Raw genomic sequence first — 24,780 nt, 5'->3', positions numbered from 1 at the left:
GGCTACTGGGGTTTCTTGGGGGATTACTTTGTTTAGCGATTTATTGTAAGATTGCTGACTACTTTAAGTCGAAAATATTCATTTTCATTTCGATATTCACGTTTGGCATTACCTGCTATTTCGGATTGGCCTTTGTGACGCCGACTATCGAGTGGATGTTTTTGGCGATTGGCATTCTTAATTTAATACTATTATGGAATATCGAGCAATTGAAAAATCAAAAAGCATTAACGTTATTCAAACCATTCATTTTTCAATTCATCCAGTTTAAGATCATCGTGGAAGCCTTTGTGATCCTGACGTTATTTTCAAGTAACTTGGTGTACTCGCTAACGTTGATGGTCTTTTCTGTGTTGTTTTTAATTTTTTCGGTCAAATTCCAAAAAAAATATTGTGAAATGGCTTTTAGCGCCGTTTTCACGTATGGATATATCCATTTTGTTTTTAACTCATTTTTAAGTGAATACATGGTCATTGCTTTTGCACTTGTACCAATCATTTTTACTATGCTATCGAAATATCTGGCTAAATCTAAAATGACTAAGCTTTCCAAGAACTTCATGTTCACCAGTTTGATTGAGAGCGGGATCGTTTTCTTATATAGTAACGCGATGGTGTACCAGGAGAACTATGCGCAAATATTCATCGCGCTCATGATAGTATCCGCTCAGCTTGTCCATTTTTCCCTTCATTCGAGAAATCCAAGCTTCACGTACCCGGCTGTTGTTGTTTTCGACTTAGCGTTCCTGTATCTTTTCTTTGCTTTGCAAGTCTCTTTTTCTACCATTTTAAATCTTGTTTTCTTTCTTCAGGCCATTCAATATGTTGGAGTATATTTATATAACCGTCACCCAAGGTACAGCCTGTTTAAGAAGAGTATCTTACTTCTCTCCCCAATGATCATGTTAGTGATACTGACCATTAAATTCAGCGAAATGGATTGGCTTGCAGTTAGTGTCGCGCTCGCCATGATCTCGGGGCTATTCTTAATCACATATATAAAAGACGAATCAAAGCATATGAAGGAAAACGCCATATACGGATTTCCAATCACTTTCGTACTGGCTTTGGTTGCTTTCTATCCATTTTTGTTGGAGAGTTTAGAGTGGGTCCGGTCAAATATAACGCTTAGCGTCTATTTAATGGGGGTTTCACTGATTTCCATCGGTGCAGCTTACACATTTAAAAAGGGTTATCATAAATTATTTCCTGTTTTTGCATATAGCGCACAGATACTCTCCTTCCTTTCCTTGGTATCGATTCCATTCGATTCACTGAAACCTTTGGAGGAAAGCGGAGTCATCGCCATAGCTACGGCAATAAACGGCTGGTCCGTCCATATACATCGGAAGCACATATTCTGGGTGCCTGTCGTGATTACAAGTGCCAGCCTATATGTTTCACTCTACGATGTTTTTGATTTGAGTTCAATGGTGTTGAAGATTGCGTTTGTGCTGCTAGGTCCTATTATCTTTTTCCTTTTGGGAGAATGGCTTGGGAAATATTCGGGGAAAGGGAAATTGTACTTCCAATATACAAGTCACCTTGCCAATTTGCTGGCGATTCCCGTTGGATATTTGCTCATTGTTAATACGGAAAGTTCACCGTTCCTATATGCTACACAACTGTTGATTTATATTTTGAGTGCTTTAAGGGCACATGTGAAATGGGAAAAATACGTTTTTACGTACCTAGGGTTTTCAGCCCTTTTCCTGCAGGTCCATTTATTTTTTGCAAACGTGGGGCAAATAGAGTTCATTACATCAATATCCATGATGATAACAGCAGGACTCATAACCATTCTGTGGTCGGTTTCCAATAAGAATTGGAAAGGAATCATGGAGTATTATCTTATTCCATTCATTCATTTAGGGATAAGCATATCCATATTGGAAACGGCAATCCGGGATTTTCCGCTTAACAGGGAACTGGTCTGGGTAGGAGTGATGACTGTACAGTTCTTATTTGCCTGGTATCTGCTCATGAAAAGGAATTGGCGGAACTATGTTGTGGTTCCTCTAAGCCTTGCGTTCATCTTCTATAATATGTATGTAAATACATTACCTTTGGTTATGGCGATTATCGTATTGCTTGTATGCATGACTGTGATGGTGATGGCTAGCAGACGCCATTTCAAAGGATTGGTCAACCAAAAGGGAACGAAGAGAGTCATTGATTATTATCGGATTTTTGGCTTGTTATATCTATGCACTTTGAATCTGGAAGTGTTTATGAGCGATACAGGTTCTGCAATTTTGGGGATTTTTGTTTCCCTGTTGTTGCCTGGCTACTTCATCATTATGGGAAGATTCACGATCCATACGAAAGAAAAAAGCATTTATTCGGGAATAGCGGCCATCATCGGACTTTTCCCGTTCATCAATATCATGGACTTTGCCCATGCACTCTCAGTCGTCACGAGTTTGGCAGTTCTTTTTGGCTGTATGGCAGGAATGTTGTTGTTAAGCAGACTGTATTCCATATGGTTACTCAAGAAAAATGGATCAGGCATCATCAGCTTTGATCCTTTCAGGATCTATGGTTTATTCTTTTTGATCGATATGAATGTAGAGGTTTTTAATGGTACTAAACATCAGTTACTCCAAGTCTTTGTATCGCTTCTGTTAACCGCTTATTTCATTTTCCTGAGAAACTTGACAGCGGAAAAGCCAGAAAAGAAAATCTATTCCAATATTGCTGCTCTAGTCAGTCTGTATCCCTTCCTGAACATCGTCGGCTATGCCGACAGTCTATCGGTTGTAAAGGGATTGATGTTCCTTTTCGGCTGTATGTCAGGGATGCTGCTTTTAAGCCGGCGTTATTTCGATGGTTTAATCAAAAAGGAAGAAACAGGTATTACCATCGATGCATACAGGATATATGGCCTGCTGTTTTTACTTGCCATGAATAGGGGAATTCCAGTAACTGAAACATCAAGCCAGTTACTCCAGGTTGTCGTCTCGCTCTTGATCACGGTTTACTTCTTCTTGATTGGAACTTTCACAAAGGATGTAAAAGAAAAGGTCATCTACGTTTGGCTAACGGGAATTCTCAGTTTGTATCCGTATTGGATCATCATCATGTACGCGGACACATTACAGCCTTTCGTTGGAGCGGCATTCCTTTTTGGGTGTACGGCCATAATGGTGCTGCTAAGCAGGAAATTCTTTAAAGGCTTGCTTGATAAAGGCGGGGCAGGACTTCAATTGGATTTTTACAGAGTCTATGGTCTGCTGTTTCTTCTTGCCATGAACATGGATGTTTTGACGGGGGGACCAGCACATTTCATTTTGGAAATCTTCGTGGCACTTCTGATTCCGGCCTATTTCATTTTGATGAGAAGCACGACTACAGGGGTGCTGGAAAGAAAATCCCAGATGGCTGCAGCGATATTGTTCAGTTTATATCCGTATTGGGTCATTGTCGATCAGCTCACGATACCTGCTGTACTTGAGGAGGAGGTGAATATTCTGCCGCTGTTCATTGTCAGCACCACTCTGCTGAGGAAAATCTTTGTTAAAGGCAAAATCACACAATATATCGAAAGTGGTATTGTTTTCCTCTTATTTTCAGCCTTGATCATTGATGCAATGGCAGGAAACACCTTATATGATGAGCTCATTATCGGCACGGTGTCATTGGCAGCAATGCTCTTTGGATTCATGATGAAATACAAATCCTATTTTATCGCTGGAACCGGGACCATTTTATTCAATGTCTATATGAATACCAATTCGATGTGGGGCGAGATGCCATGGTGGCTGTATTTAATCATCGGCGGAGGGCTGCTTATCGGAATTGCATCTTTCTTTGAATGGAAAAAACAAAAAGACAACCGGACATCGAAGGAGGTACTTGAGAAAAATAAACAAAGGATAAAGAATTGGTTCAATCGGTGGAATTAATGAAGAAGGAATGAAATGCGTCAGATACCCAATCTCTTAACCTTGGACGAAAATTCAAAGGAAATCTCAAAAAGGGTTCGGAATTTATAAATTCCGAACCCTTTTTGTCTACAAACTGAGAGCAATTAAAAGCTCTCTTTCTCTTCTTCGATATTCTTTATTTCTTCTTGCCAATCATGAATTTCTATTTCCCACTGATCTATATTAGTTTGCAAAACATTAATTAAAAATGGTGAAAGGGAATTTCTGTATTTTTCTAATTCTTGAATTAATTTCACTCGATCTTCAGTTAAACCTTGCACTAATTTTTTTTTACTTTCCAAATTTGCATATACAAAAACTGGCCTGAATTTTCGGATCTCATTATCACCCATATCAGTTGTAACTCCTTATAAAAGATAAAATTAAAAATATTATTGATTGATTAACAAACTTAGCTTCATCAATCCATTATCAAGTTTATATGCTTGTGGATACAAACTGAAACGCTTTAGAAGCTCAAGACGAACAAGAACTGCATGAAGAACAGCTTGAAGAGGAATCAGAACTGCTGTCATGGGAACCGTTATGACCACCATGATCGGCATGGCCGGATCCAGAGGAAACTGTGTTCGATTCATTCCCGAAAATATCTTTAAATTCACTGTCAAAATCATCGGTGCTTGCATAAGTGAAATAAGCAGGAGCTGCGTAGTCCGTCTGGTCGTACGTTTTCCGCCAATTCAATTCTGTCATGGGGCGATTTTCTTTAAATTGGGATGTGAAAGATTCAAAGGTCCGTTCGGCTTGCTTACTTGTCGGTTTCCGCATATATTTCTCTTTTAACTGCTCCAGCTCCAACGTTTCAAAATCGCGGAGAAGCGTTTGCCCTTTATCATGTTTGAAAAATTTGCCCCATTTTTGAATGGAATGGGAATCCACGGTAAATAGCTGTACATAGTAAAAGTCAAAAAGAGTGCGCTCATCGGGTTTGAAAACAGGTTCTGAATGAGGATGGTGCTGAATGGTCCTACCGATGAAATCCTGGCAAAACTCATCATATTCCCGTCTATATTTCAGCATGATATGCCACAACTCATCGATGACTGAATTAAACATTTCAACTTTTCCAAACACTGCAGCCATAATCAAGTAGCGCTTCAATTCTCGCCATGCCTGATTGACCTTTATCTGTGAGTCCCGTGGATGCTTCAGGCGGAATTCAGCATTGACCTTTTCCATATAATTGAAATCCAGTGCTTTATTAAGCTTTTCTATCAATGCTTCTGAAACGATTTCCGTTGCATGCAGATCTAAAGTTTCAGCATGGTATTTACGGAATTCATTTTGATAGCGTTCTAATTTAGCCGGTTCACTTAGCCCTTTAACGAAATTGACCAGTAAAACAGCAAAAATTGCCGCAAGAATGACATAAAAGAAAGTCATTTTTGTCCACTCCTTTAAATATATCGATATATTACTTTAACATTATCTTACATGTTGTTGGAAGTGATTGTAAGTTTTTTTGACCAAAATGTTCCATTGACGGAACTCGATTAAGCTGTTGAGATTGCATGCCAAACCCCTGAAACGGTTTCGTCCTTTGCTTGTCATGCAAGGGATTTTCAATCAAAAACCAAGCACTTCAAATAATGCCTCATTTCTAGTATAGTTAGAGAGGAAAAGGGGTGAAGGCATGTACTTGACAGTAAAAGAGACTGCGGAATATCTATCGATGCCGGAATCTTATATAGAAAGTTTGATCGTTCAAAATAAAATTCGTACCGTTCATGATGGTGAGCAGCATTTGATTTTTAAAGATCAGTTTAATATGCATCTTGAACAGATGGAGAAGTATAAGAAGGATTTAGCGGATTATTATAACGAACCCATCCCCGAAGATATCGATGTGAAGGATGAAGATTAGCATCTGCCGATTTGGCAGATGTTTTTTCATGCAGAAATGGCTTGGGATAAAAGATTGAATTTTCCATAAAGTTCTTAACGGCGTCTCCACCATGGGTTTTACTGATCATTCAAATAATTTTCTTGTCAATGGAAGGTAATTGTAGTAGAATTCCTCAATTACGTGTAAAATGAAAGGTAGAAGGAATTATCACGGCAGAATGGTAGTTAGGAGATAGGTAAGTGGTAAAAGAGTATTTGCAAAGCGAAGGTTTTTCAAGGTTAATTACATTAATTGTGTTAGTCCTCTTTTTAATTAGCATCGGTAGTATGGTTAATATCGTGTTATTCACATTTGTTTTCACTTTCCTGATGGGAAGGCTGGAGCAAATTATCATGATTCGGCTGAATAAAGTGATGCATATCAATTCTAAGGTTGTTATAAGCTTTTTATATGCAGTCGTCATTTCTTGTTTAGCCATCGTTCTTTATAAATATCTACCGGTCATTACGCTACAATTCACGGAATTAGTGACACAGATCGTTTTCTTCTTTCAACATCCACCAGATAGTAGGGTCATTCAATATGCCATTAATATAATGAACGAGCTGAAATCTCCGCTCGATCTTCAAACTCAGATGAATACACTCTATCTTTATATATCCGATTTCGGTAAACTGGCATTTCAAATTTTCATTTCCATGTTGCTCAGTCTATTTTTCTTATTGGAAAAAGATAAAATCATTCGCTTCACTTCTAAATTCAAGCGGGCCAAATTTAAATCTTTCTTTATAAACTTAAGCCACTTTGGCGTCAAATTCATCAATTCATTCGGAAAGGTGATTGAGGTCCAGTTCTTGATAGCCATTACGAATGCCGTCCTATCGGTAACTTTCTTATGGATCCTTGGCTTCCCGCAGTTGCTCGGTCTAGGGATCATGATTTTCTTCCTGGGTTTGATTCCGGTTGCAGGAGTCATCATATCCCTCATTCCACTTAGCATGATTGCCTATAGCATCGGCGGCATGCCCAAAGTGATTGCTGTATTAATCATGATTGTTGTGATCCATGCAATTGAAAGCTATATTTTAAATCCGAAATTCATGTCGGCAAAAACAAATCTTCCAACATTTTTCACCTTCATCATCCTATTGTTTTCCGAGCATTTCCTTGGGATATGGGGATTGATCATCGGGATACCGATCTTCATCTTCCTGTTGGATATGTTGGATATTGAAGAGGGGAATATGGAAGTCCGATAATAATCATTCGAGCAGCGGCCACGCTAATATGGCCGCTGCTTGTTTTTGTTCAATTAAACCTTTTGAAAGATGGCGCTAACTGTTTTCAATATAATATCCATTAATTCGAGTAAAGGGGAAAAGGGTGCAACTTTCCCTATTAGTGCATAGTTGCGTTTTTGATTTACCGAGTTAATTGATTAAAATTTTATTTTACTAAAGTTATTTATCGACTTTTTATTGCATAAAAAAACAAATAAACGTATAATATTCTTACAAGAATATACTGAATGTTCTCTAAAGTTAGATTTATCTGTTTTTTTAAAAAAAGAGAGTTTACGAGAGAGAAGAGGGGATTATTTTGAAAAAGGTTTCTTTTTTAGTGTTTGCCATGGTTGCTTCTTTGTTACTAGTCTTGACAGGATGCGGGAAGGATAAGGAAGTCTCGACAACTGGTAAAGAAGAAGAGTCCAATGGGAAAACACTCAGGATCGTGACGGACGCCAACTATGCTCCATTTGAATATCTTGAAGGAGATAAGATTGTAGGATTCGATGTTGATTTCATCAATGCCGTTGCAAAAGAAGCGGGTTATGAAGTTAAAGTGGAAACTGTTGGTTGGGATCCGATTTTTGTTGAAATCGAAGGTAAGAGAGCGGATGTCGCCATATCTGCGATTACAGTGAATGACGAAAGAAAACAATCTTATGACTTCTCTGTTCCGTATTTCTTATCCACAAACAAGATTCTCGTTCCTGAGAATAGTGATATAAAATCAGGAGATGAATTGAAAGGAAACGTCATTGCCGTACAGACTGGTACTACTGGACAGGAAGCGGTAGAGAAACTCCTTGGAAAGAATCACAAGGATATCAAAAAATTCGAAAACAATAACCTGGCCATTCAGGAATTACTAAAAGGCGGAGCTTCGGCTGTCGTAGCTGATAATACGGTTGTTGAAGAATATGTGAAAAATAACCCCGATCAAAAACTGAAAGTCGTTGAAGACAGCAAAAGCTTCAATGAGGAGTTTTATGGTCTTATGTTCCCAAAAGGCAGTGAATTGAAACCGGAGTTCGATAAAGCCGTGAATGCCATTTATGAAAATGGGAAATATGCAGAAATCTATAAAGAGTGGTTTGGTACTGATCCAGATATTGAAACGTTGAAAGCACAACAATAAAAAAAAGGGATAGTAAAAGATTGCGTAACTTTACGTGTGAAGTTACGCAGTTTTTTTGGTCTTAGGAGGGAAACAAAATGAGTTTTCGCTGGGATATTATTTTTGAATATGCTCCTTTCTTATTAAAAGGAACGTTGCTTACAATAGGGCTGTCGGCTTCCTCCATTCTCATCGGAACCTTTTTGGGGTTATTTATCGGTTTAGGGAAACTCATGAGAAACAAAGTGCTTGCCTTTCCATTTTACTGTTATGTCACGGTTTTTCGCGGAACACCGCTTTTAGTTCAAATCTTTTTAATCCATTTTGGAATTGTGCCCTTTTTCACTGGGGAAACGAATGCAGTAACTGCAGGTGTCATTGCTTTATCTTTAAATGCAGCCGCATATATTGCCGAAATTTTCCGGGCGGGCATTCAATCCATCGATAAAGGGCAAATGGAAGGGGCGCGTTCATTGGGAATGACCCATATCCAAACAATGATACATGTTGTATTGCCCCAAGCTTTCAAACGAATGATTCCTCCGTTAGGAAATGAATTCATTGTATTATTGAAGGATTCATCCCTGCTTTGTGTCATTGCTGCCCCGGAATTGATGTACTGGGGGAAAGCGATGGGGAGTCAGTACTTTAAAGTGTGGGAGCCATACTTGGCGTGTGCCTTCATCTATTTATTCCTGACCCTCATTTTAAGTTTCGTATTAAATAGACTCGAAAGAAGGTTGAAAACAGAATGATCAAAGTGGAGAATCTAAAGAAGTCATTTGGCGAAAATGATGTATTGAAAAATATCAATGCAATCGTTTCCCCTCGGGAAGTAGTCGTGGTGATTGGTCCTTCTGGGTCGGGTAAATCCACTTTCCTCAGGTGTATCAATCAACTTGAAACGATAACGGGAGGCCATATTTTCATTGAAGGGCTTGATACGACAGACAAGAAGGTCAATATCAATAAAGTCCGGACGGAAGTTGGCATGGTATTTCAGCATTTTAACTTATTTCCACATAAGACTGTTCTTGAGAATATAATGCTTGCGCCTATAAAGGTCCGCAAGATCTCCAAAGAACAGGCTTCCCAAAGAGGGATGGAGCTACTTAAGAAAGTGGGACTTGCCGAGAAAGCGAACGCATATCCGGATTCATTATCGGGGGGACAAAAGCAACGCGTCGCAATTGCCAGGGCGTTGGCGATGGAACCCAAAATCATGCTATTCGACGAGCCGACTTCCGCTCTAGATCCGGAAATGGTCGGTGAAGTTCTTGAGGTCATGAAGCAACTGGCTAAGGAAGGCATGACCATGGTTGTTGTGACCCATGAGATGGGGTTTGCAAAAGAAGTTGGAGATCGCGTGATTTTCATGGACGAAGGTTATATTATTGAAGAAAATATTCCAAGTGAGATTTTTAATAATCCCCAGCAGGAAAGAACTAAAGCCTTTTTGAGTAAAGTGCTTTAATTACACGTAAAGAAAAAAACCTTCCATTAAGGGAGGTTTTTTTTTCGGGGCATATCAGGGGGCTTCATTTGATATATGAAGCGCCTAAAAGCGATTCAGGGCTTTTACCGAGCACGAGCATACTGATTTTGGCATATCCAATATTTTTAATTTGGAAGAAGGTCTGAAGTAATACCTGGATATTCGGATCATCCTTTAACTTTTGAACTTCCTCTATATATAATCCGATAACGGAGGGCATAACGAATTCAGGGGTGTATTCGTCAGGGTTTTCATCCATGATTAATGTGCCCATAAATTGATATTTAAATTGAAGAGCCCGTGTTAAGGCAACGACATGGAGCAGTTTATTAAATAGTTCGGGGTATGAATATTTAATCTTTTCCAGAGCTGCTTCTGTTGCCTGTAACTCATCGACACTAGATAAAGTGATCATGAATATCTCCTTTTTAGAATATATTGAATCCATCAGCATTTACCGTGCTTTTTACTTATACTAGTCTACCCCCGCCGTAACGCCTTGTAAAATGGTTAGATGTTATCATGTGCATAACCCAAATCTATGATAGTGCTTACATCAATGATGCTAGATAATTCACTACTTATGAGACAACGCTTCCCTCGTATATTTCAGCCATTCTTTTGCAGCGTATGAAAGGTAATGGTCCTTACTCCATATAAATCCCAAATTCCAACTGATGGAGGGGTTTTTAACCTTGATTGTCTTTACGCGCTCATCATGACGGCATAAACTTTCCGGTAATAGAGCAACGCCAAGTTTACAGTATACCATTTCCTCAATAAAATCCCAGCGTGAGCTTTCAGTAACGATATGTGGAGAAAAACCAGCTTCATTACAGGATGAAATGATGAGATCACGAAGGACGTAATCTTTATTGAATAAGATGAAAGATTCGTTTTCCAAGTCGGCCAAATCGATTTCTTCCTTATAAGCATGCGGATGGGTGGGATGAACAATCAAGTTGATGTCTTCTTCCAAAAAAGCAAAATGATGAAAATGTGCGGTGTTGGTTGGCAGGACTATTACTCCTATATCAATTAAGTCATTTTGGACGGATTCTTCTATTTTCTTTGAACCATCCTCTACTAATTGAAAGGTAATATTGGGATAGTCCTCGTGAAAACGGCTAAGAATTCGGGGGAAGAAAGAAGCGTCGATGATCGGCGGCAGCCCGATGCGTATATGTCCCTTTTTTAAACCTAATAAATTGTCCATTTCCGTTTCTAAATTGTGAAAGGCCTTATCAATCAATTTTGCCTGCTCTAAGACAACCCTGCCTGCATCGGTCAAGATCAGTTGCTTACGTGAACGATCAAAAAGCTCAACACCTAGCTCGGTTTCCAGGTTTTTAATCATTTTGCTGATGGTCGGCTGGGTAATGAATAGATGGTCGGCAGCACGAGTGAAGCTATTGAAATTGGTTACCTCTATAAAGTATTGCAAATGTTTAATATCCATTGCGTCACCTGTTATCCTCGTTTAAAATTAGTTTCATTTTACCCGTAAACGGAAGTGTTTGTAAAACATGATAAGCTATGCTGGGGTTTCATGCACGCATAAATAAGCTGGACTCCAAAGGGGAACCCAGCTTATGAAAGGGCTGGCAAGAGTATCTGCCGTAAATTTTATTTGACCAACAAGACGGGCACTGGGGAATGTTGAACGATGTAGTGGCTCACGCTGCCTAAGAATTCCTTGAAACCACTCAATCCGCGGCTGCCCATGATGATAAGGTCACAATTCTGGGATTTTGCATGTTCCAATAAAGTCGTGATGGCTGAACCCTCTACGACAAATGTCTGGGATGCATTCGGGATTTCGGATAAAAGCGCTTCCGCTTTTTTAATCACTTCCTTGCCATATTTGAGCATGGATTCTTCGATTTCCTGAAAGGCATTGCCATATATATTTGGTTTGATCGGCAGCGTTACAGCGTGAAGTACCTGGATTTCTATAGCGGGATCCAGCTTCGCTAATTCAATCGCTTTTTCTAAAGATTTAAGAGCCAATTCAGATTCATCATAAGCAACTAATATTTTTGAACATAGCATTGATCGATCATTCCCTTCTTTTAAAAGAATATACCCATAGTATATCAATATAAATCTTTCATGCAGTTTTATATATTATAAATTTTGTGAATATTTATTGAAGTTTACGTTAACGTCAATGTTAAAATAAAGGTAAATAATCCCTTTGTAAAGTGTGGTTTTAACATGTACACCATTTCTGAGTTAGCAAAAGAATTCGGATTGACGACAAGGACCCTCCGATATTATGAGGAACTGGGTATGCTTAGGCCAAAGCGTACTGAATCGGGAAAAAGAGTTTATGGAAAGAAAGAATATGCACAGCTCAAAATCATAATGCGCGGTAAGAAATATGGTTTTTCGTTAGTGGAAATAAAGGATATAGTCCTTTTATTCGATAAGGATAGGACAGGCATTAAGCAATTGGAAAAAACGATTGAAACTGCAGGACAGAAATTAAACGAAATTAATGAACGCATTAAAGAGCTGGATGGGTTGAAGCAGGATTTTGAACAGGTAATCAAAGGCTTTACCGAAACCCTTCATGACTTGAAAGTGAACGATGAAACAGGCAAGCGGTGAAATTAATCTTGAAAATAGGTTTTGATGATAGTGAGAGATGAATATATATTCTAGAAAACAAATGGGGTGGGAATTTGGAAATTCAAGAAACCATTGCAGTTGTGACAGGCGGGGCTTCTGGTCTGGGAGCTGCGACAGTAAGAAACATCATTAAAAAAGGTGGAAAAGCGGTCATATTTGACCTCTCGGAAGAAAACGGCACTAAAATGGCTCAGGAATTGGGAGATTCAGTGCTGTTTATTAAAACGGATGTAACTAGTGAGGAAAGCGTATCGGTAGCATTGGATGAAGGAATGAAAAAATTCGGGAGCATCAATACGGTCATCAACTGTGCAGGCATTGCGATTGCAGAGAAGGTCATAGGCAGAAAAGGTATACATGAATTGAAAGCGTTCTCAAATGTCGTGCAGATCAATTTGATCGGTACGTTTAACGTAATCCGGCTTGCGGCGGAAAAAATGGTCGAAAATGAACCGAACCAAGAGGGGGAGCGTGGGGTCATTATCAATACAGCTTCGGTAGCTGCCTTTGAAGGACAAATCGGACAAGCCGCATATAGTGCCTCTAAGGGGGGGATTGTTGCTATGACTTTGCCGATCGCAAGGGAACTTGCCACTAAAGGGATACGTGTCGTATCGATTGCACCCGGTCTATTCCATACTCCGATGTTTGATTCATTGCCTGAAGAAGCTAGGACGTCATTAGGTAAAACCGTGCCATTCCCACCAAGGCTCGGGTATCCCGAAGAGTACGCTAAACTAACGGAAAGCATCATAACGAATCCAATGCTGAATGGGGAAACCATCAGACTTGATGGGGCCATTAGAATGTCACCCAGGTAAGTTGTTAATTCCTTCAGGGCAATCCATGTAAATCTGGAAAAAGAGCCTCGGACAAAGAAATGGAGAGGAGAGAAAACAGATGAAGCATCCATACCTAAGTGAAGATCATGAAATTTTCCGTAAGTCATTCCGAAAGTTTTTAGAGAAAGAAGCAGTTCCCAACTATGAACGATGGGAAGAAGAGAGGATAATTCCCCGGTCATTCTGGGTGAAAATGGGGGAACAGGGTTTTTTATGTCCGGACCTTGGTGAAGATTATGGGGGGTCCGGGGTAGATTGGGGCTTTGCTGTCATAATTAATGAAGAATTGGAAAGAGTCGGTTCTGGTTTCATTGGTTTTGGACTTCACAGTGACATCACCGTTCCGTATATTTCCGCATACGGAAATGAGTCGCAGAAACAGCGCTGGCTACCTAAATGCACGACAGGGGAAATCATTACAGCCATTGCCATGACAGAGCCTGGCACAGGTTCGGATTTGGCCAATATTAAAACGACTGCCATTTTGGATGGAGATCATTACATATTAAATGGCCAAAAGACATTCATCACAAATGGCATTCATTCGGATTTGGTCATCGTTGCCTGTAAAACGGATCCAAGCGCCGTTCCGAAACATAAAGGCGTTAGCTTAGTCGTGGTCGAAAGGGATACACCCGGATTTTCCAGGGGGCGAAAACTGAAGAAACTTGGCTTGCACTGTCAGGATACAGCAGAACTCATCTTCGAGGATTGCCGTATTCCTAAGGAAAACCTGCTTGGTGAAGAAGGCAAGGGGTTTACTTACTTAATGGAAAAACTGCAGCAGGAACGCCTTGTGGTAGCAATTTGTGCTCAAACCGCATCTGAGGATATGCTGGCCGATACGATTGAGTACGTGAAGGGCAGGGAAGCGTTCGGAAAATCCGTAAGTCAGTTTCAAAATACCCAATTCAAAATCGCGGAAATGGCAACGGAAATCAAAATGGGGCGTGCCTTCCTAGATCAATTGATCGCCAAACATATGGCTGGTGAACAGGTTGTAACGGAAGTTTCGATGGCAAAATGGCGTTTGACGGAGACTGCCAGAAAAATATCCATTGAATGCATGCAGCTCCATGGCGGCTATGGATTTATGGAGGAATACAAGATTGCCAGAAGGTATCGGGATGTTCCGGTAGCAAGCATCTATGCCGGGACAAATGAAATCATGAAGAAAATCATCGCTAAGAATCTGGGTCTATAATAAAAGGATGAGAAGGGGAGAGAGTATATGCGGGAAGTGGTTATCGTTGAAGGGATCCGCACGCCAGTAGGCAGAAGGAACGGTGTCTTGAAAGACGTTCGCCCAGATGATCTGGCAGGGGAAGTATTGAAGAAGCTGATTGAAAAGGCGGGCATCGATCCGGCTATTGTCGATGATGTCATTTTAGGTTGTGTTTCACAGTCGGGCGAACAGGCTGGTGATATAGCAAGGGTTGCTGCACTGATTGCCGGATTTCCGATTGAAGTGCCGGGAACGACGATTGACCGTCAATGCGGATCAAGTCAGCAGGCAGTCCATTTCGCTTCCCAGGCCATCTTGTCAGGTGATATGGATGTGGTAGTGGCCGGTGGTGTGGAAAACATGTCACGAGTTCCCATGGGGTCTAATTATCAAGGTGCTGTAACAAGCCAAAAGTATATGGACTCGTATGAGGTGATCAACCAAGGTTTGTCAGCTGAGAGAATCGCCGATAAGTGGGGAATAACACGGGAAGATTGTGATCAGTTTTCCGTTGAGAGCCATGCCAAGGCAATACGTGCTCAAAAAGAAGGGCATTTTATCCGTGAAATGATATCAGTAACGGGTACTGATAAAGAAGGAAATCAAATCGAAGTTACGGAAGATCAAGGCCCAAGGGATGGAACTACGCTTGAAGTACTTGCTGGATTGAAACCGGTTTTTCAAGAAGGCGGTTTAATCCATGCAGGGAACTCAAGTCAGATCAGTGACGGTGCTGCCGCTTTATTATTGATGGAACGCAGTAAAGCCGAAGAACTTGGAGTGAAACCGCGCTTTAAAGTGCATACACGGGTTGTTGTCGGGTCAGATCCCACCCTGATGCTTACGGGACCGATTCCCGCCACCCAAAAAGCTTTGGAAAAAGCAGGTCTTACAATTGATGATATCGATATCTTTGAAGTGAATGAGGCTTTCGCTCCTGTACCGATTGCCTGGCTAAAAGAAACGGGGGCAGACCCCCAAAAGCTGAATCCAAATGGCGGGGCGATTGCCTTGGGTCATCCTCTTGGCGGAAGCGGGGCCCGATTGATGGTGTCGATGATCCATGAGTTAGAAAGGACGGGCGGCCGTTATGGGCTGCAAACAATGTGTGAAGGCCACGGCATGGCAAATGCAACCATCATTGAAAGATTGGACTGAAGCCGGACTATCCATTTATGAACATTCATAATTCGCACGAAAGTAAAAGCTGAAAAAGGGATGAAGCCGACCATCTGCAGGCTTTGCCTGAACTCTTCCTGTTGATGGTGGTTACTTGAGGAGGAACATGATATGTCAGTAACGATTAAAAATATCTTTGATCAGACGGTTCAGAAATTCCCCATTAAAGAAGCTATATACGACGTGAGAAGAAATATCCGCTATACGTACATTCAATGGAATGAGCAGGTGAATAGGTTGGCGGCGGCCCTTCAAGCGGAAGGGGTGCGAAAAGGGGACAGGGTCTCTACGTACCTTTACAACAATGAAGAGCTTGCAACAGCATTCTTTGCCTGTGCAAAAATCGGTGCAATCTTTAACCCGATCAACTTCCGTTTAATGCCGGAAGAGTTGGCCTTCATCTTGAACGACGCTGCTCCAAAGGTCGTTTTATTCGAACACGAATTGGAATCGAACGTTGCCGCGGTTGAAAAACGATTTCCGACAACGGCTTTTTGGTATATTGATGATGATGTGCCTGGATATGCAAAAGGTTACCGCCAGAAAATGGCCAGTATCTCATCGAAGCCAGATGAAGTGGACGTTCACGAAGATGATATCTATGCCATCATGTATACGAGCGGGACAACCGGACGCCCCAAAGGGGTCATTCACCTTCATAAAGACATGGTCAAACATTCCGAGATTTTAAAAGAGGCCATGAAGTATGAACGCTCTGATATCGGTTTGATCACTGCACCGATGTTTCATTGTGCTGAATTGCACTGTTCCTTTTTACCTCGCATACAGGTCGGTGCCGCAAATGTCATATTACATCAGTTTAATCCCAAAAAGGTCATGGAACTGATTGAATCCGAAGGAGTCACCAAGTTTTTTGCTGCACCTACGATGTGGAACATGCTCATCCAGGAAAACTTGGATGAGTACAAATTCCAGAGTTTGAGGCTTGGGCTTTATGGAGCAGCCCCAATGGCTCCAACACTTGTACGTGCCTGTCAGGAGAAACTCGGCATCCAGTTCATCCAAGCTTATGGAATGACTGAAATGGGTCCCGCCATCACTCTCCTATTGGAGGAAGATCAAATTAGGAAAGCGGGTTCTGCCGGCAAGGCATGTTCCGATCATGAAATCATCATTGCCCGTCCGAATGACGAAGGGCCATCGGATCCCGAGGATAGGCTGGAACCTGGGGAAACAGGGGAAATCCTTGTGAAGGGTCCGTGTATCATGAAGGGTTACTTTCAAAAAGATAGAGAGACCGAAAAGGCGCTTTACAAAGGCTGGTACCATTCCGGTGACATCGGTTTCCTGGATGAAGATGGATATCTGTGGGTCAAGGACCGGGTGGACGACATGATTATTTCTGGAGGGGAAAATATTTATCCACGTGAAGTGGAAGATACACTATATGAGCACCAAGGAGTTCTCGACTGTGCAGTACTGGGTCAGCCGGATGATCAATGGGGGGAAATGGTGACGGCCTTCATCGTAGCCAAAGACCCTTCGCTAGCGGAAACAGATTTAGAAACCTGGTGTAAAAACAGTGTTACACTTGCGAACTATAAACGTCCAAGAAGATATATCTTCTGTAATGAGCTGCCTCGAAACGCAAGCGGGAAGATACAAAAATTCTTGCTTCGTAAACAGTTGGAAGAAAATGTTGATGGTAAAAGTTTGGGGAACCTTCTTTAATGCCGGGGTCAGTAGCCGATAAAACCACTGACAAGTTAGGGTGGAAAAGTCATATAGTATTGCTTCGCATGCGATAATACTTGGAAGGAAGAAATTTAATAAAGACCGTAAAAGATATAGATGAACTATTATATAAATAATAATCCTGTGGAACAAATCAAGAAGAGAGAATAGTTATCCACAACAAAAATGCAGCGTGATTAGCATAACATCCTCTTTATCCACATAATCCACAGGGTTATCCAGAAATAACATTATTTTCATGTTAATAAGGTGAGTTATTGTACTTATAGTTTGTCAGTATTTTCAGAATATATCCACAATATACACAGGGTTGTGGATAAGCTTTGTAAATAAAGAAAACACAAGGGGCTGATTTACTCCCCCTTGTTTGGTTTATCCTGCTTATTAACGGCGATTATGAGCACGGCGGTCAGCCGCATTGGCCCGGGCTTGTGCCTCGATGTCTTCCTGGTCAGCCAGTTCGGAAGAATATTCAACGTCAAGTCCGTCACTTTTCAGGTTTTTAGGAACCTGAGGAAGTTTTTGTTTGTTCTTATCTCGATTATGGTGTATGTTATTTTGTCCCATGTTAGCGCCCCCTAGAATAAAAAATAAGCTGGAGATGAATTCACTAATCATCTCCAGCTTATTTTGTGTTGAGTGGCTGTTCAAAATGTACGGGAAAAAACTCCAAACTAACGACGGGATTTCTTCTCGGTATATCCACCAGCTCGATCTGCCTTTTTAAATTCGCGAGCATAAAGAATCGCTTGGGTACTAGTTAAGTTACTTTTCTCTTTATCGTGTTTTTTGAGCAATTAGATCATCTCCATTTCACTTAATATCCCTATTTTTTCCTAAAATGACCCTTTCATACGTGAGAATCTTCTTTTAAGATATTTTGTAAAGCTTCTTTAAGGGTTGGAAAGGAGAAGGTGAATCCTACCTCTTTAAGTTTAGTGGGAAGGACATTTTGTCCTTCAAGCACAAGTATGCTCATTTCCCCTAGCAGTTTCTTGAGGAAGAAGGGAGGTACGGGTAACCAATGGGGCCGGTGCAGGACAGCTCCTATCGTTTTCCCGAATGTATCCATTTGAACGGGGTTCGGTGCCGTAAAATTGACTGGACCTTCTATCCGTTGATCGTTCATGCAAAAGATGATTGCACGGACCACGTCATGGATATGAATCCAGGAAAGCCACTGATTCCCTTTGCCCATCTTTCCACCGCCGAGAAGTTTATAAGGGAGAACCATCATTGGCAGTGCGCCGTCTTTTTCTCCCAGAATCACCCCGAATCTTGTTAGGACCAACCTTTTACTGTAAGGGCGTGATTTAGCCGCTTCCTTTTCCCATAGTTGAACAGTACGGGCCAAGAAATCATCACCAATGGATTCAGAGGTTTCGGTAAAGGTCTCATCTTCCGAAGTACCATAATATCCGATTGCACTTGCATTAATAATGACGGACACTTTATCGGGCAGTATGGAAATGATCCGGTTCATCTCTTTGGAGGCTTCGACCCTGCTCTCGACAATCCGGCGTTTTCGTTCAGGTGTCCAACGCCCGCTGTTCAGGGATTCACCAGCAAGGTTTATGAAAGCATCAAGCCCCGCCAAGTGCTTTTCCGGCTTTGCGTCCTTGGTCAACCAGCCGATATATGTCAAATTAGTCTGTTTTTTAAATTTTTCGGGATGACGTGTCAAAATATATATATCATGATTTTCCTTTGATAATTCATCAATAAGGGCTGTGCCGACAAAACCGCTTCCACCAGCAATGGCAATTTTCATGAAAACCACTTCCTTTCCCTTTCTTTCCTTCACTTTAACATGCCCATGTTCTTTTTTCATTTTTAGACATGCTATATATAGAAATGGTAAACGTAAAGGGGTAAAGTAGGGGTGGGGGTGGATTTATGCCAAACATAACAAAAATAACAACCCAAAAGAAACGTAAAGATCGTTATAATATTTTCGTTGACGAAAAATATGCCTTCAGTGTAGATGAAGAAGTGCTATTGAAATTTCATTTGAAAAAGGGCATGGAACTTGATGACCTGATTTTGGCTGAAATACAATTCCATGATGAAATCCAAAAAGCATTTACCGATGCACTTAATTATTTATCATATCGAATGCGCTCGGAATCGGAAATTCGTCTTTATTTAAAAAAGAAGGAGACGGAAGAGCCGATCATTAAAGAAGCGATACATAAACTATACAGCTTTAACTATTTAGACGACCTTGAATTTGCCAAGGCTTACGTACGGACCCATGTGAATGGAGGCAATAAAGGGCCCACTACCCTTAAGCTCGAGCTTAAGGAAAAAGGGGTGCAAGACAAGTTGGTTGTCGAGGCATTGAAGGAATACCCCTATGATATTCAGATTGAACATTCAAGGAAACTTGCTGGAAAAGCGGTCAAAAAGGAAAAAAACATTTCCGAACGAGCTTTAAGGCTGAAAGTTGAACAAACCTTGTTACGGAAAGGTTTCCCTAGAGATGTCATCCATGAAGCACTTGAAGATGTGACGGTTGAAAAGGATGAAGATGAACAATGGGATTCTCTTTGCCACCATGCCGAAAAAATGCAACGCCGATATAAAAACCATGAAGGCTTCGAATATGAACAAAAAATGAAGCAGGCATTATACCGAAAAGGTTTTCCAATAGAATTGATTGAGCGTTATCTTTCCAATCCTGATGGGGATTAAGTGCATCGATAGCCAAATCACTAAATTTTGTTTAATATAGAAGTAAATTAATATTTCATTTAAGGAGTCATATATATGAGCGACGTAAGATACAGCAAGTTGTCCGCCTATGAACTACAACAGGAAATTGCAGCGTTGACTGAAAAAGCGAGAAAAGCAGAGCAATTGGGAATGGTTAATGAATACTCCGTATTGGAACGAAAAGTGACGATGGCCAAGGCCTATTTGTTAAATCCGGATGATTTCAAAAAAGGTGAAATATATCAAATTGACGGAGATCCCGGAGTCTATTTCAAAATTGATTATATGAACGGCGTATTTGCCTGGGGTTACCGCTTAGGCGGTAGCGGTAAGGAAGAAGCACTTCCGATTTCAATGCTGAAATAAAAAGGAACCGGGGAAGAAACCCGATTCCTTCTGGTGTACCTGTTAATTCGATCGCTCGTTTGATGCTTTCATTCTTTCTTGAGGGTGTGTATTAATACTGCCATCTGCACGCTTTGAAGCATATCTTGCCTTTGCACGAGGCTCGCCATGGAATTTATTATTGTTTTGGTTGGGGAATCCTTTTTGTTTATTTCGCAAATTTTTCTCCTCCAAGCATCAGATTAAAGAAAGAAGCGTTTCCGCTTACAACTAGTATGGGTATGGGACAGTATAGTTCATTCTGTAAAAATATTGGCAATGAGGTGGTTCTAATGAATGATTACCATGAAAGATTAACCAAGATACTGCTTGAGAAAAATGAACACATCACGTATGAGCAAGCTTTGACTTGGGTGGAATTATTATGGGAAGATTTCGAAGCGACCTATGCAAAGGCTGGGCATGAATATGCCGGAGAAGAAATGACATCGCGTGTTGTAAGGACCTGGATTGATAACTACGGTGAGCAATTCCACGAATTCATTGCAAAGAACCCTAAATATCGACAGTTATTAAATCAGCAGAATCGACTGCATTAAAAAAGCTGATTCCAGAGAGGGTTCCCTGGAATCAGCTCTTTTTCAATATACAGCGATTACAAAATAATATTCAATTTCTTCTGCAGTTTCGCTTCGCTAAAGATCCAGCCGGTATAAGAATTCAAGATATTCAATTCGCTGTCTAAATGGACCACTGCCACAAACGGGTAATATCCATTGCTTCGGTATCTTAAATCGATAAAACGGACTTCATAATATTCTTTTATCTGTTCAATTTCAAAGCGGTAAACCGGGGAAAAGGACAGAAAGGCTGCCAAGTTGATATCCTTCTTGGCGGCTTCGAGAATTTCACTTTCAGGTAATGGCACTCGATCGAACGTATCAAGTATCGTCACATATCCATTATCGGCTCGTGCCACATAATAATTCTTTTCGGTAATAACCGCAATTTTCCAGCGGTGAAAACGCATGGTCGGTGATAAAAGAATTTTCCTTGCTCCAGGAATTTGCCGTCGGACCACTTTTTTTATAAAAGCTTGTTCCCTGAATCTGGAAATGTAGTAAATGACGAGTATTCCGTAAATGGAAAGAAATAAATAGCCTGGAGGAAATCCAAAGCCCCATAATATCAGGCCGGCAACATGTATTCCAAAAATGAACGGATCAAATGTATTGATGACCCCTAAAGCTACCCATTTTGATGAAATTGGCCTAAGAGCCTGGGTCCCATAAGCATTGAATATATCCACGAATACATGAAGGAATACGGCTAAAAAGGTCCAAAGCCAAAGATGAAGGTAATTTGCTTCAGGTATGATGGCGAAAAGTGCTCCGCTGATAATCAAGGGCCAAAGTAAAACAGCGGGAATGGAATGCGTGATTCCACGGTGATTTCGAATATATACAGCGTTATTCCTTAATTTTAAAACGGTGTCAATGTCTGGAGCTTGTGATCCCAATATTGTACCTGCTATGACTGCACTTGCAGTGACTGGGCTCTGCGCAATGACAGGATCTAATGTGGCAAGACCTCCAAGAGCAATTCCCATGACAAAGTGAGTACCTGTATCCAAAAAACTAACCTCCCTGCCACAATTTGAAAAAAATGGTCTTCTCTCATCATACCGTATTTATATATTAACCATCAAATGAATAAAATTTTTACTTTTTTCCATGCCTGTTACAAATAAATGGATATGAACATGATATTAAAAAAAGAATGACCTACTATAGGTATTCCCCTTTTTGATAAGAGTTTAACATCTTTGGAGGAACTGATGTGAAAGAAATAACGATCCCGACAATAGAAAAAATAAAAATCGAAGAATTTCAAAAAGATTTGGTTTCCTGGTTTCTCGAAGAACAAAGAGAATTGCCATGGAGGGAAAATAAGGATCCATACCGTGTTTGGGTTTCTGAAATAATGCTGCAGCAAACGAGAGTGGACACGGTGATTCCTTATTTCAACCGATTTGTGGAATGGTTCCCAACACTCGAGGATTTTGCCAATGCCGATGAAGAGAAAATCCTAAAAGCATGGGAAGGTCTGGGATATTACTCACGTGTAAGGAATCTGCATAGTGCCGTTCAGGAAGTGAAGGCATCATATAATGGAATCGTACCGGATGATCCCGAGGAAATTTCAAAATTGAAAGGTGTCGGCCCTTATACAGCTGGTGCGATTCTTAGTATCGCATACGGCAAGCCTGAGCCAGCTGTTGATGGAAACGTCATGCGTGTTTTATCAAGGATATTGATGATATATGAAGACATAGCAAAGCCAAAGACTAGAAAAACATTCGAAGCTGCCGTCAGAAAGCTGATCGATCATGAACATACCTCTGCCTTCAATCAAGCCTTGATGGAACTTGGAGCATTAATCTGCACACCAGGTAAGCCTGCCTGCCTATTATGTCCCGTTCAAAGTCATTGTCTAGCATTTGAATCCGGGGTTCAGTCGGAATTGCCGGTGAAAATCCAAAAGAAAAAAACACGGGATGTACCAATTGTAGCGGCCGTTTTAACGAATGAAAAAGGTGAATTTTTAATTCACAAGCGAGCATCAGAAGGATTGCTTGCAAATCTTTGGGAATATCCGAACTTCGAAAACCATTCATCCCTTTTGCATAAGCGGGAATTCTTCGAGAGTCGGTTTCAGGAAATGTATGGCGTCAAACCTGAAATCACTGAATCGCTTGTGAGAATTGAACATGTTTTCTCACATCTCGTTTGGAAAGTGGACACATATATCGGAGTGGTCAAAGATGCCATCAGTGAAGAGACACTTAGAGAACAGCAACTTAAGTGGGTGAATGAAGCAGAGATGGAGGAGTTGGCATTTCCGGTTTCCCACCAAAAAATGATGAAGGCGTATAAAGAAAAAGAACGTATTGAATAAAGGCTCTCATTTGGTTATGTGGTAATATAAGGGTATTGGGGGCATGGAAATGAGGATAGTTATTCAAGCATTCATGGGTTCAATCATCATTCATGCTTTATATTTTGGGAGTACGATAATGGTGGGGTCCATAAAAACGAGCCGATATAAACCGGACATTGAAAATGCATGGGAACAAGCAGGGGCGCTCCAGAATGAAACAGTATTCGGTAAGGTAATTTCACCTTCTTTATATTCGTTAACATTCTTGGGGACAGCCCTGATTTGCGCAATGGCTATAACGTCTTATAATAAAATTGTGATTAAAAAAAGGCGCTAGTGATATTGGGAGCATGAAAGAGGATATCCGCTAAGATATCCTCTTCCATTTGTTGATTTTCAAAGCCATATCCGTTTAGAATCAATCGTAAAGGGTTTTCGTTCCATGAGTATAATCGGCTTCCTGCCTGTTAAGTCCGCCTCTATTTTCAATTTCTTTGACGATTTCGCTATGGATACTCTGTCCTTCTTGGTTTAAATAAGGTACCATTTGTTGAAGGGAGTGATGAAAATAGGCAAGTTCACTATTTTCCCAATCCGATTTTTTCATCATCGACAACTCTGTCATATCACGTCCAACATACATAACAGTAACACTCCTTAAAAAATGATTTTTAATACTCGGTGTTTACTCAGAAAGGATGAATAAACGAATGGAACAAAAAGTGGCACTCGTTACAGGTAGCAGTAAAGGTTTAGGCAGAAGCACGGCAATAAGGCTTGCAGAGGAAGGTTACGACCTCGTTATTAATTATGCCCGGAGCAAGTCAAAAGCATTAGAAGTGGCAGCCGAAATTGAAGCGTTGGGGCGTAAAGCTCTTGTAGTTAAGGCAAATGTCGGTGACGTTGCGAAAGTGAAAAGCATGTTCGAGGAAATTGATGCTTATTATGGACGTTTGGATATTTTCATCAATAATGCGGCTTCAGGAGTGCAGCGTCCGTTGATGGAGCTGGAGGAATCCCATTGGAACTGGACCATGGATATCAATACAAAAGCCCTCCTTTTCTGTGCACAGGAAGCGGCGAAATTAATGGAGAGGAACGGCGGGGGGAAAATCGTCAGCATCAGTTCACTAGGGTCCATTCGCTATTTGAAAAATTATACAGCTGTTGGAGTTTCCAAAGCTGCGCTTGAAGCCCTAACAAGATATTTAGCGGTCGAATTAGCTGCAAAAAATATTTGTGTCAATGCCGTTTCAGGCGGTGTGATCGATACAGATGCCCTGAAGTCTTTCCCGAATCGGGATGAAATGCTTGCCGAGGCGGCAGAACAGACTCCGGCTGGAAGGATGGTCGAGGTGGAAGATATGGTGAATACCATCCTGTTTTTAATTTCCGATGGAGCCAGTATGATTCGTGGGCAAACCGTAATAGTTGATGGAGGCATTTCATTGCTTGTTTAATATAACTGGAAAAATTTAAATGTTTTTAGTTGGATA

28 protein-coding genes are annotated in these 24,780 nt (G+C 40.8%); 17 read left to right on the top strand and 11 right to left on the bottom strand.

The window, feature by feature from the left end:
* On the top strand, positions 1 to 3,905 hold a 3,905-nt coding region (locus FNK51_RS26700), incomplete at its 5' end, for a hypothetical protein (RefSeq protein ID WP_181762305.1).
* A 125-nt stretch (positions 3,906 to 4,030) separates the two neighbouring features.
* Here the strand turns inward: FNK51_RS26700 and FNK51_RS20620 are convergent.
* On the bottom strand, positions 4,031 to 4,279 hold the full coding sequence (locus FNK51_RS20620) for a hypothetical protein (RefSeq protein ID WP_141994506.1): 249 nt from the start codon (positions 4,277 to 4,279) through the stop codon (positions 4,031 to 4,033).
* 124 nt (positions 4,280 to 4,403) lie between these two features.
* Positions 4,404 to 5,330: a glycine-rich domain-containing protein gene (locus tag FNK51_RS20615; protein ID WP_141994505.1), complete on the bottom strand. Its 927-nt coding sequence runs from the start codon at positions 5,328 to 5,330 to the stop codon at positions 4,404 to 4,406.
* A 250-nt stretch (positions 5,331 to 5,580) separates the two neighbouring features.
* On the opposite strand from FNK51_RS20615, the gene FNK51_RS20610 reads away from it, so the two are divergent.
* The 5 genes from FNK51_RS20610 to FNK51_RS20590 all read left to right on the top strand — a co-directional run bounded on the left by FNK51_RS20610 (position 5,581) and on the right by FNK51_RS20590 (position 9,667).
* Entirely contained in the window at positions 5,581 to 5,811 is a 231-nt protein-coding gene (locus FNK51_RS20610) for an excisionase family DNA-binding protein (RefSeq protein ID WP_048687214.1), read from the top strand.
* 221 nt (positions 5,812 to 6,032) lie between these two features.
* A complete protein-coding gene (locus FNK51_RS20605; protein WP_260398008.1) occupies positions 6,033 to 7,052 on the top strand; it encodes an AI-2E family transporter in 1,020 nt (339 codons plus the stop codon).
* Between the two features lie 340 nt (positions 7,053 to 7,392).
* Positions 7,393 to 8,214: a basic amino acid ABC transporter substrate-binding protein gene (locus tag FNK51_RS20600; RefSeq protein ID WP_098370597.1), complete on the top strand. Its 822-nt coding sequence runs from the start codon at positions 7,393 to 7,395 to the stop codon at positions 8,212 to 8,214.
* Positions 8,215 to 8,291: 77 nt separating this feature from the next.
* Complete coding sequence (locus FNK51_RS20595) at positions 8,292 to 8,948, top strand: amino acid ABC transporter permease (protein WP_141994504.1); 657 nt, start codon at positions 8,292 to 8,294, stop codon at positions 8,946 to 8,948.
* Positions 8,945 to 9,667 carry an amino acid ABC transporter ATP-binding protein gene (locus FNK51_RS20590; protein WP_048685484.1) on the top strand — a complete coding sequence of 241 codons (723 nt, stop codon included), beginning with the start codon at positions 8,945 to 8,947 and terminating at the stop codon, positions 9,665 to 9,667. Before FNK51_RS20595 ends, FNK51_RS20590 begins: the two co-directional genes overlap by 4 nt.
* A gap of 64 nt (positions 9,668 to 9,731) precedes the next feature.
* Here FNK51_RS20590 and FNK51_RS20585 read toward each other — a convergent pair whose 3' ends face one another.
* The 3 genes from FNK51_RS20585 to FNK51_RS20575 all read right to left on the bottom strand — a co-directional run bounded on the left by FNK51_RS20585 (position 9,732) and on the right by FNK51_RS20575 (position 11,740).
* The gene (locus FNK51_RS20585; RefSeq protein ID WP_141994503.1) at positions 9,732 to 10,103 is read right to left on the bottom strand and encodes a hypothetical protein; all 372 of its coding nucleotides are present in this window, start codon (positions 10,101 to 10,103) and stop codon (positions 9,732 to 9,734) included.
* Positions 10,104 to 10,265: 162 nt separating this feature from the next.
* Positions 10,266 to 11,147 carry a cidABC operon transcriptional activator CidR gene (gene cidR, locus FNK51_RS20580; protein ID WP_098370600.1) on the bottom strand — a complete coding sequence of 294 codons (882 nt, stop codon included), beginning with the start codon at positions 11,145 to 11,147 and terminating at the stop codon, positions 10,266 to 10,268.
* A gap of 167 nt (positions 11,148 to 11,314) precedes the next feature.
* Entirely contained in the window at positions 11,315 to 11,740 is a 426-nt protein-coding gene (locus FNK51_RS20575; RefSeq protein ID WP_137020306.1) for a universal stress protein, read from the bottom strand.
* Between the two features lie 165 nt (positions 11,741 to 11,905).
* Here FNK51_RS20575 and FNK51_RS20570 point away from each other — a divergent pair, with 165 nt between their 5' ends.
* The 5 genes from FNK51_RS20570 to FNK51_RS20550 all read left to right on the top strand — a co-directional run bounded on the left by FNK51_RS20570 (position 11,906) and on the right by FNK51_RS20550 (position 17,260).
* Positions 11,906 to 12,301: a MerR family transcriptional regulator gene (locus FNK51_RS20570; RefSeq protein WP_098370602.1), complete on the top strand. Its 396-nt coding sequence runs from the start codon at positions 11,906 to 11,908 to the stop codon at positions 12,299 to 12,301.
* A 74-nt stretch (positions 12,302 to 12,375) separates the two neighbouring features.
* On the top strand, positions 12,376 to 13,143 hold the full coding sequence (locus tag FNK51_RS20565) for a 3-hydroxyacyl-CoA dehydrogenase (RefSeq protein WP_098370603.1): 768 nt from the start codon (positions 12,376 to 12,378) through the stop codon (positions 13,141 to 13,143).
* A gap of 79 nt (positions 13,144 to 13,222) precedes the next feature.
* Positions 13,223 to 14,368 carry an acyl-CoA dehydrogenase family protein gene (locus FNK51_RS20560; protein ID WP_141994502.1) on the top strand — a complete coding sequence of 382 codons (1,146 nt, stop codon included), beginning with the start codon at positions 13,223 to 13,225 and terminating at the stop codon, positions 14,366 to 14,368.
* A gap of 27 nt (positions 14,369 to 14,395) precedes the next feature.
* The gene (locus FNK51_RS20555) at positions 14,396 to 15,547 is read left to right on the top strand and encodes a thiolase family protein (RefSeq protein WP_141994501.1); all 1,152 of its coding nucleotides are present in this window, start codon (positions 14,396 to 14,398) and stop codon (positions 15,545 to 15,547) included.
* 132 nt (positions 15,548 to 15,679) lie between these two features.
* Positions 15,680 to 17,260: a fatty acid--CoA ligase gene (locus FNK51_RS20550; RefSeq protein WP_141994500.1), complete on the top strand. Its 1,581-nt coding sequence runs from the start codon at positions 15,680 to 15,682 to the stop codon at positions 17,258 to 17,260.
* A 408-nt stretch (positions 17,261 to 17,668) separates the two neighbouring features.
* Here FNK51_RS20550 and FNK51_RS20545 read toward each other — a convergent pair whose 3' ends face one another.
* From FNK51_RS20545 to FNK51_RS20535, 3 genes are all read right to left on the bottom strand, one after another.
* Complete coding sequence (locus tag FNK51_RS20545; protein WP_141994499.1) at positions 17,669 to 17,851, bottom strand: YfhD family protein; 183 nt, start codon at positions 17,849 to 17,851, stop codon at positions 17,669 to 17,671.
* A 107-nt stretch (positions 17,852 to 17,958) separates the two neighbouring features.
* The gene (locus tag FNK51_RS20540; protein WP_081088510.1) at positions 17,959 to 18,081 is read right to left on the bottom strand and encodes a YfhE family protein; all 123 of its coding nucleotides are present in this window, start codon (positions 18,079 to 18,081) and stop codon (positions 17,959 to 17,961) included.
* A gap of 53 nt (positions 18,082 to 18,134) precedes the next feature.
* A complete protein-coding gene (locus tag FNK51_RS20535; RefSeq protein WP_141994508.1) occupies positions 18,135 to 19,055 on the bottom strand; it encodes a TIGR01777 family oxidoreductase in 921 nt (306 codons plus the stop codon).
* A gap of 125 nt (positions 19,056 to 19,180) precedes the next feature.
* Between FNK51_RS20535 and recX the strand changes: the two genes are divergently transcribed.
* Positions 19,181 to 19,978, top strand: coding sequence for a recombination regulator RecX (gene recX / locus FNK51_RS20530; protein ID WP_141994498.1), 798 nt, complete (start codon positions 19,181 to 19,183; stop codon positions 19,976 to 19,978).
* A gap of 75 nt (positions 19,979 to 20,053) precedes the next feature.
* The gene (locus FNK51_RS20525) at positions 20,054 to 20,365 is read left to right on the top strand and encodes a YfhH family protein (RefSeq protein ID WP_034305394.1); all 312 of its coding nucleotides are present in this window, start codon (positions 20,054 to 20,056) and stop codon (positions 20,363 to 20,365) included.
* A 42-nt stretch (positions 20,366 to 20,407) separates the two neighbouring features.
* Here the strand turns inward: FNK51_RS20525 and FNK51_RS20520 are convergent, their stop codons facing one another.
* Positions 20,408 to 20,563 (bottom strand): small, acid-soluble spore protein K, encoded by a 156-nt coding sequence (locus FNK51_RS20520; protein ID WP_098370608.1) that lies wholly within the window; start codon positions 20,561 to 20,563, stop codon positions 20,408 to 20,410.
* 113 nt (positions 20,564 to 20,676) lie between these two features.
* Here FNK51_RS20520 and FNK51_RS20515 point away from each other — a divergent pair, with 113 nt between their 5' ends.
* On the top strand, positions 20,677 to 20,943 hold the full coding sequence (locus FNK51_RS20515; RefSeq protein WP_098370609.1) for a YfhJ family protein: 267 nt from the start codon (positions 20,677 to 20,679) through the stop codon (positions 20,941 to 20,943).
* A 56-nt stretch (positions 20,944 to 20,999) separates the two neighbouring features.
* On the opposite strand, the gene FNK51_RS20510 is transcribed toward FNK51_RS20515, so the two are convergent.
* Positions 21,000 to 21,977, bottom strand: a complete 978-nt coding sequence (locus tag FNK51_RS20510) for a metal-dependent hydrolase (protein ID WP_141994497.1) — start codon at positions 21,975 to 21,977, stop codon at positions 21,000 to 21,002.
* A 206-nt stretch (positions 21,978 to 22,183) separates the two neighbouring features.
* Here FNK51_RS20510 and mutY point away from each other — a divergent pair, with 206 nt between their 5' ends.
* Both mutY and FNK51_RS20500 read left to right on the top strand, forming a co-directional pair.
* On the top strand, positions 22,184 to 23,302 hold the full coding sequence (mutY, locus tag FNK51_RS20505) for an A/G-specific adenine glycosylase (RefSeq protein ID WP_141994496.1): 1,119 nt from the start codon (positions 22,184 to 22,186) through the stop codon (positions 23,300 to 23,302).
* A 49-nt stretch (positions 23,303 to 23,351) separates the two neighbouring features.
* The gene (locus tag FNK51_RS20500) at positions 23,352 to 23,621 is read left to right on the top strand and encodes a hypothetical protein (RefSeq protein ID WP_141994495.1); all 270 of its coding nucleotides are present in this window, start codon (positions 23,352 to 23,354) and stop codon (positions 23,619 to 23,621) included.
* Positions 23,622 to 23,702: 81 nt separating this feature from the next.
* Here the strand turns inward: FNK51_RS20500 and FNK51_RS20495 are convergent, their stop codons facing one another.
* Positions 23,703 to 23,927: a hypothetical protein gene (locus tag FNK51_RS20495; protein WP_076371141.1), complete on the bottom strand. Its 225-nt coding sequence runs from the start codon at positions 23,925 to 23,927 to the stop codon at positions 23,703 to 23,705.
* A 67-nt stretch (positions 23,928 to 23,994) separates the two neighbouring features.
* On the opposite strand from FNK51_RS20495, the gene fabL reads away from it, so the two are divergent.
* Positions 23,995 to 24,744, top strand: coding sequence for an enoyl-[acyl-carrier-protein] reductase FabL (gene fabL / locus FNK51_RS20490; RefSeq protein WP_063234820.1), 750 nt, complete (start codon positions 23,995 to 23,997; stop codon positions 24,742 to 24,744).
* Positions 24,745 to 24,780: the final 36 nt, after the last annotated feature.

This window comes from Bacillus sp. B4EP4a, assembly GCF_006680105.1.
GTDB lineage: Bacteria > Bacillota > Bacilli > Bacillales > DSM-1321 > Peribacillus > Peribacillus simplex_E.
This window is presented reverse-complemented; position numbering and strand designations above follow the sequence as displayed.

Bases quoted from the DNA above. Each gene is read 5' to 3' on its own strand.
- FNK51_RS20620 (WP_141994506.1), bottom strand. From the start codon at position 4,279: ATGGGTGATAATGAGATCCGAAAATTCAGGCCAGTTTTTGTATATGCA.
- FNK51_RS20560 (WP_141994502.1), top strand. From the start codon at position 13,223: ATGAAGCATCCATACCTAAGTGAAGATCATGAAATTTTCCGTAAGTCA.
- cidR (WP_098370600.1), bottom strand. From the start codon at position 11,147: ATGGATATTAAACATTTGCAATACTTTATAGAGGTAACCAATTTCAAT.
- FNK51_RS20500 (WP_141994495.1), top strand. From the start codon at position 23,352: ATGAGGATAGTTATTCAAGCATTCATGGGTTCAATCATCATTCATGCT.
- FNK51_RS20515 (WP_098370609.1), top strand. From the start codon at position 20,677: ATGAATGATTACCATGAAAGATTAACCAAGATACTGCTTGAGAAAAAT.
- fabL (WP_063234820.1), top strand. From the start codon at position 23,995: ATGGAACAAAAAGTGGCACTCGTTACAGGTAGCAGTAAAGGTTTAGGC.
- FNK51_RS20570 (WP_098370602.1), top strand. From the start codon at position 11,906: ATGTACACCATTTCTGAGTTAGCAAAAGAATTCGGATTGACGACAAGG.
- FNK51_RS20495 (WP_076371141.1), bottom strand. From the start codon at position 23,927: ATGTATGTTGGACGTGATATGACAGAGTTGTCGATGATGAAAAAATCG.
- FNK51_RS20610 (WP_048687214.1), top strand. From the start codon at position 5,581: ATGTACTTGACAGTAAAAGAGACTGCGGAATATCTATCGATGCCGGAA.
- FNK51_RS20615 (WP_141994505.1), bottom strand. From the start codon at position 5,330: ATGACTTTCTTTTATGTCATTCTTGCGGCAATTTTTGCTGTTTTACTG.
- FNK51_RS20590 (WP_048685484.1), top strand. From the start codon at position 8,945: ATGATCAAAGTGGAGAATCTAAAGAAGTCATTTGGCGAAAATGATGTA.
- FNK51_RS20525 (WP_034305394.1), top strand. From the start codon at position 20,054: ATGAGCGACGTAAGATACAGCAAGTTGTCCGCCTATGAACTACAACAG.
- FNK51_RS20545 (WP_141994499.1), bottom strand. From the start codon at position 17,851: ATGGGACAAAATAACATACACCATAATCGAGATAAGAACAAACAAAAA.
- FNK51_RS20595 (WP_141994504.1), top strand. From the start codon at position 8,292: ATGAGTTTTCGCTGGGATATTATTTTTGAATATGCTCCTTTCTTATTA.
- FNK51_RS20555 (WP_141994501.1), top strand. From the start codon at position 14,396: ATGCGGGAAGTGGTTATCGTTGAAGGGATCCGCACGCCAGTAGGCAGA.
- FNK51_RS20550 (WP_141994500.1), top strand. From the start codon at position 15,680: ATGTCAGTAACGATTAAAAATATCTTTGATCAGACGGTTCAGAAATTC.
- recX (WP_141994498.1), top strand. From the start codon at position 19,181: ATGCCAAACATAACAAAAATAACAACCCAAAAGAAACGTAAAGATCGT.
- FNK51_RS20585 (WP_141994503.1), bottom strand. From the start codon at position 10,103: ATGATCACTTTATCTAGTGTCGATGAGTTACAGGCAACAGAAGCAGCT.
- FNK51_RS20575 (WP_137020306.1), bottom strand. From the start codon at position 11,740: ATGCTATGTTCAAAAATATTAGTTGCTTATGATGAATCTGAATTGGCT.
- FNK51_RS20535 (WP_141994508.1), bottom strand. From the start codon at position 19,055: ATGAAAATTGCCATTGCTGGTGGAAGCGGTTTTGTCGGCACAGCCCTT.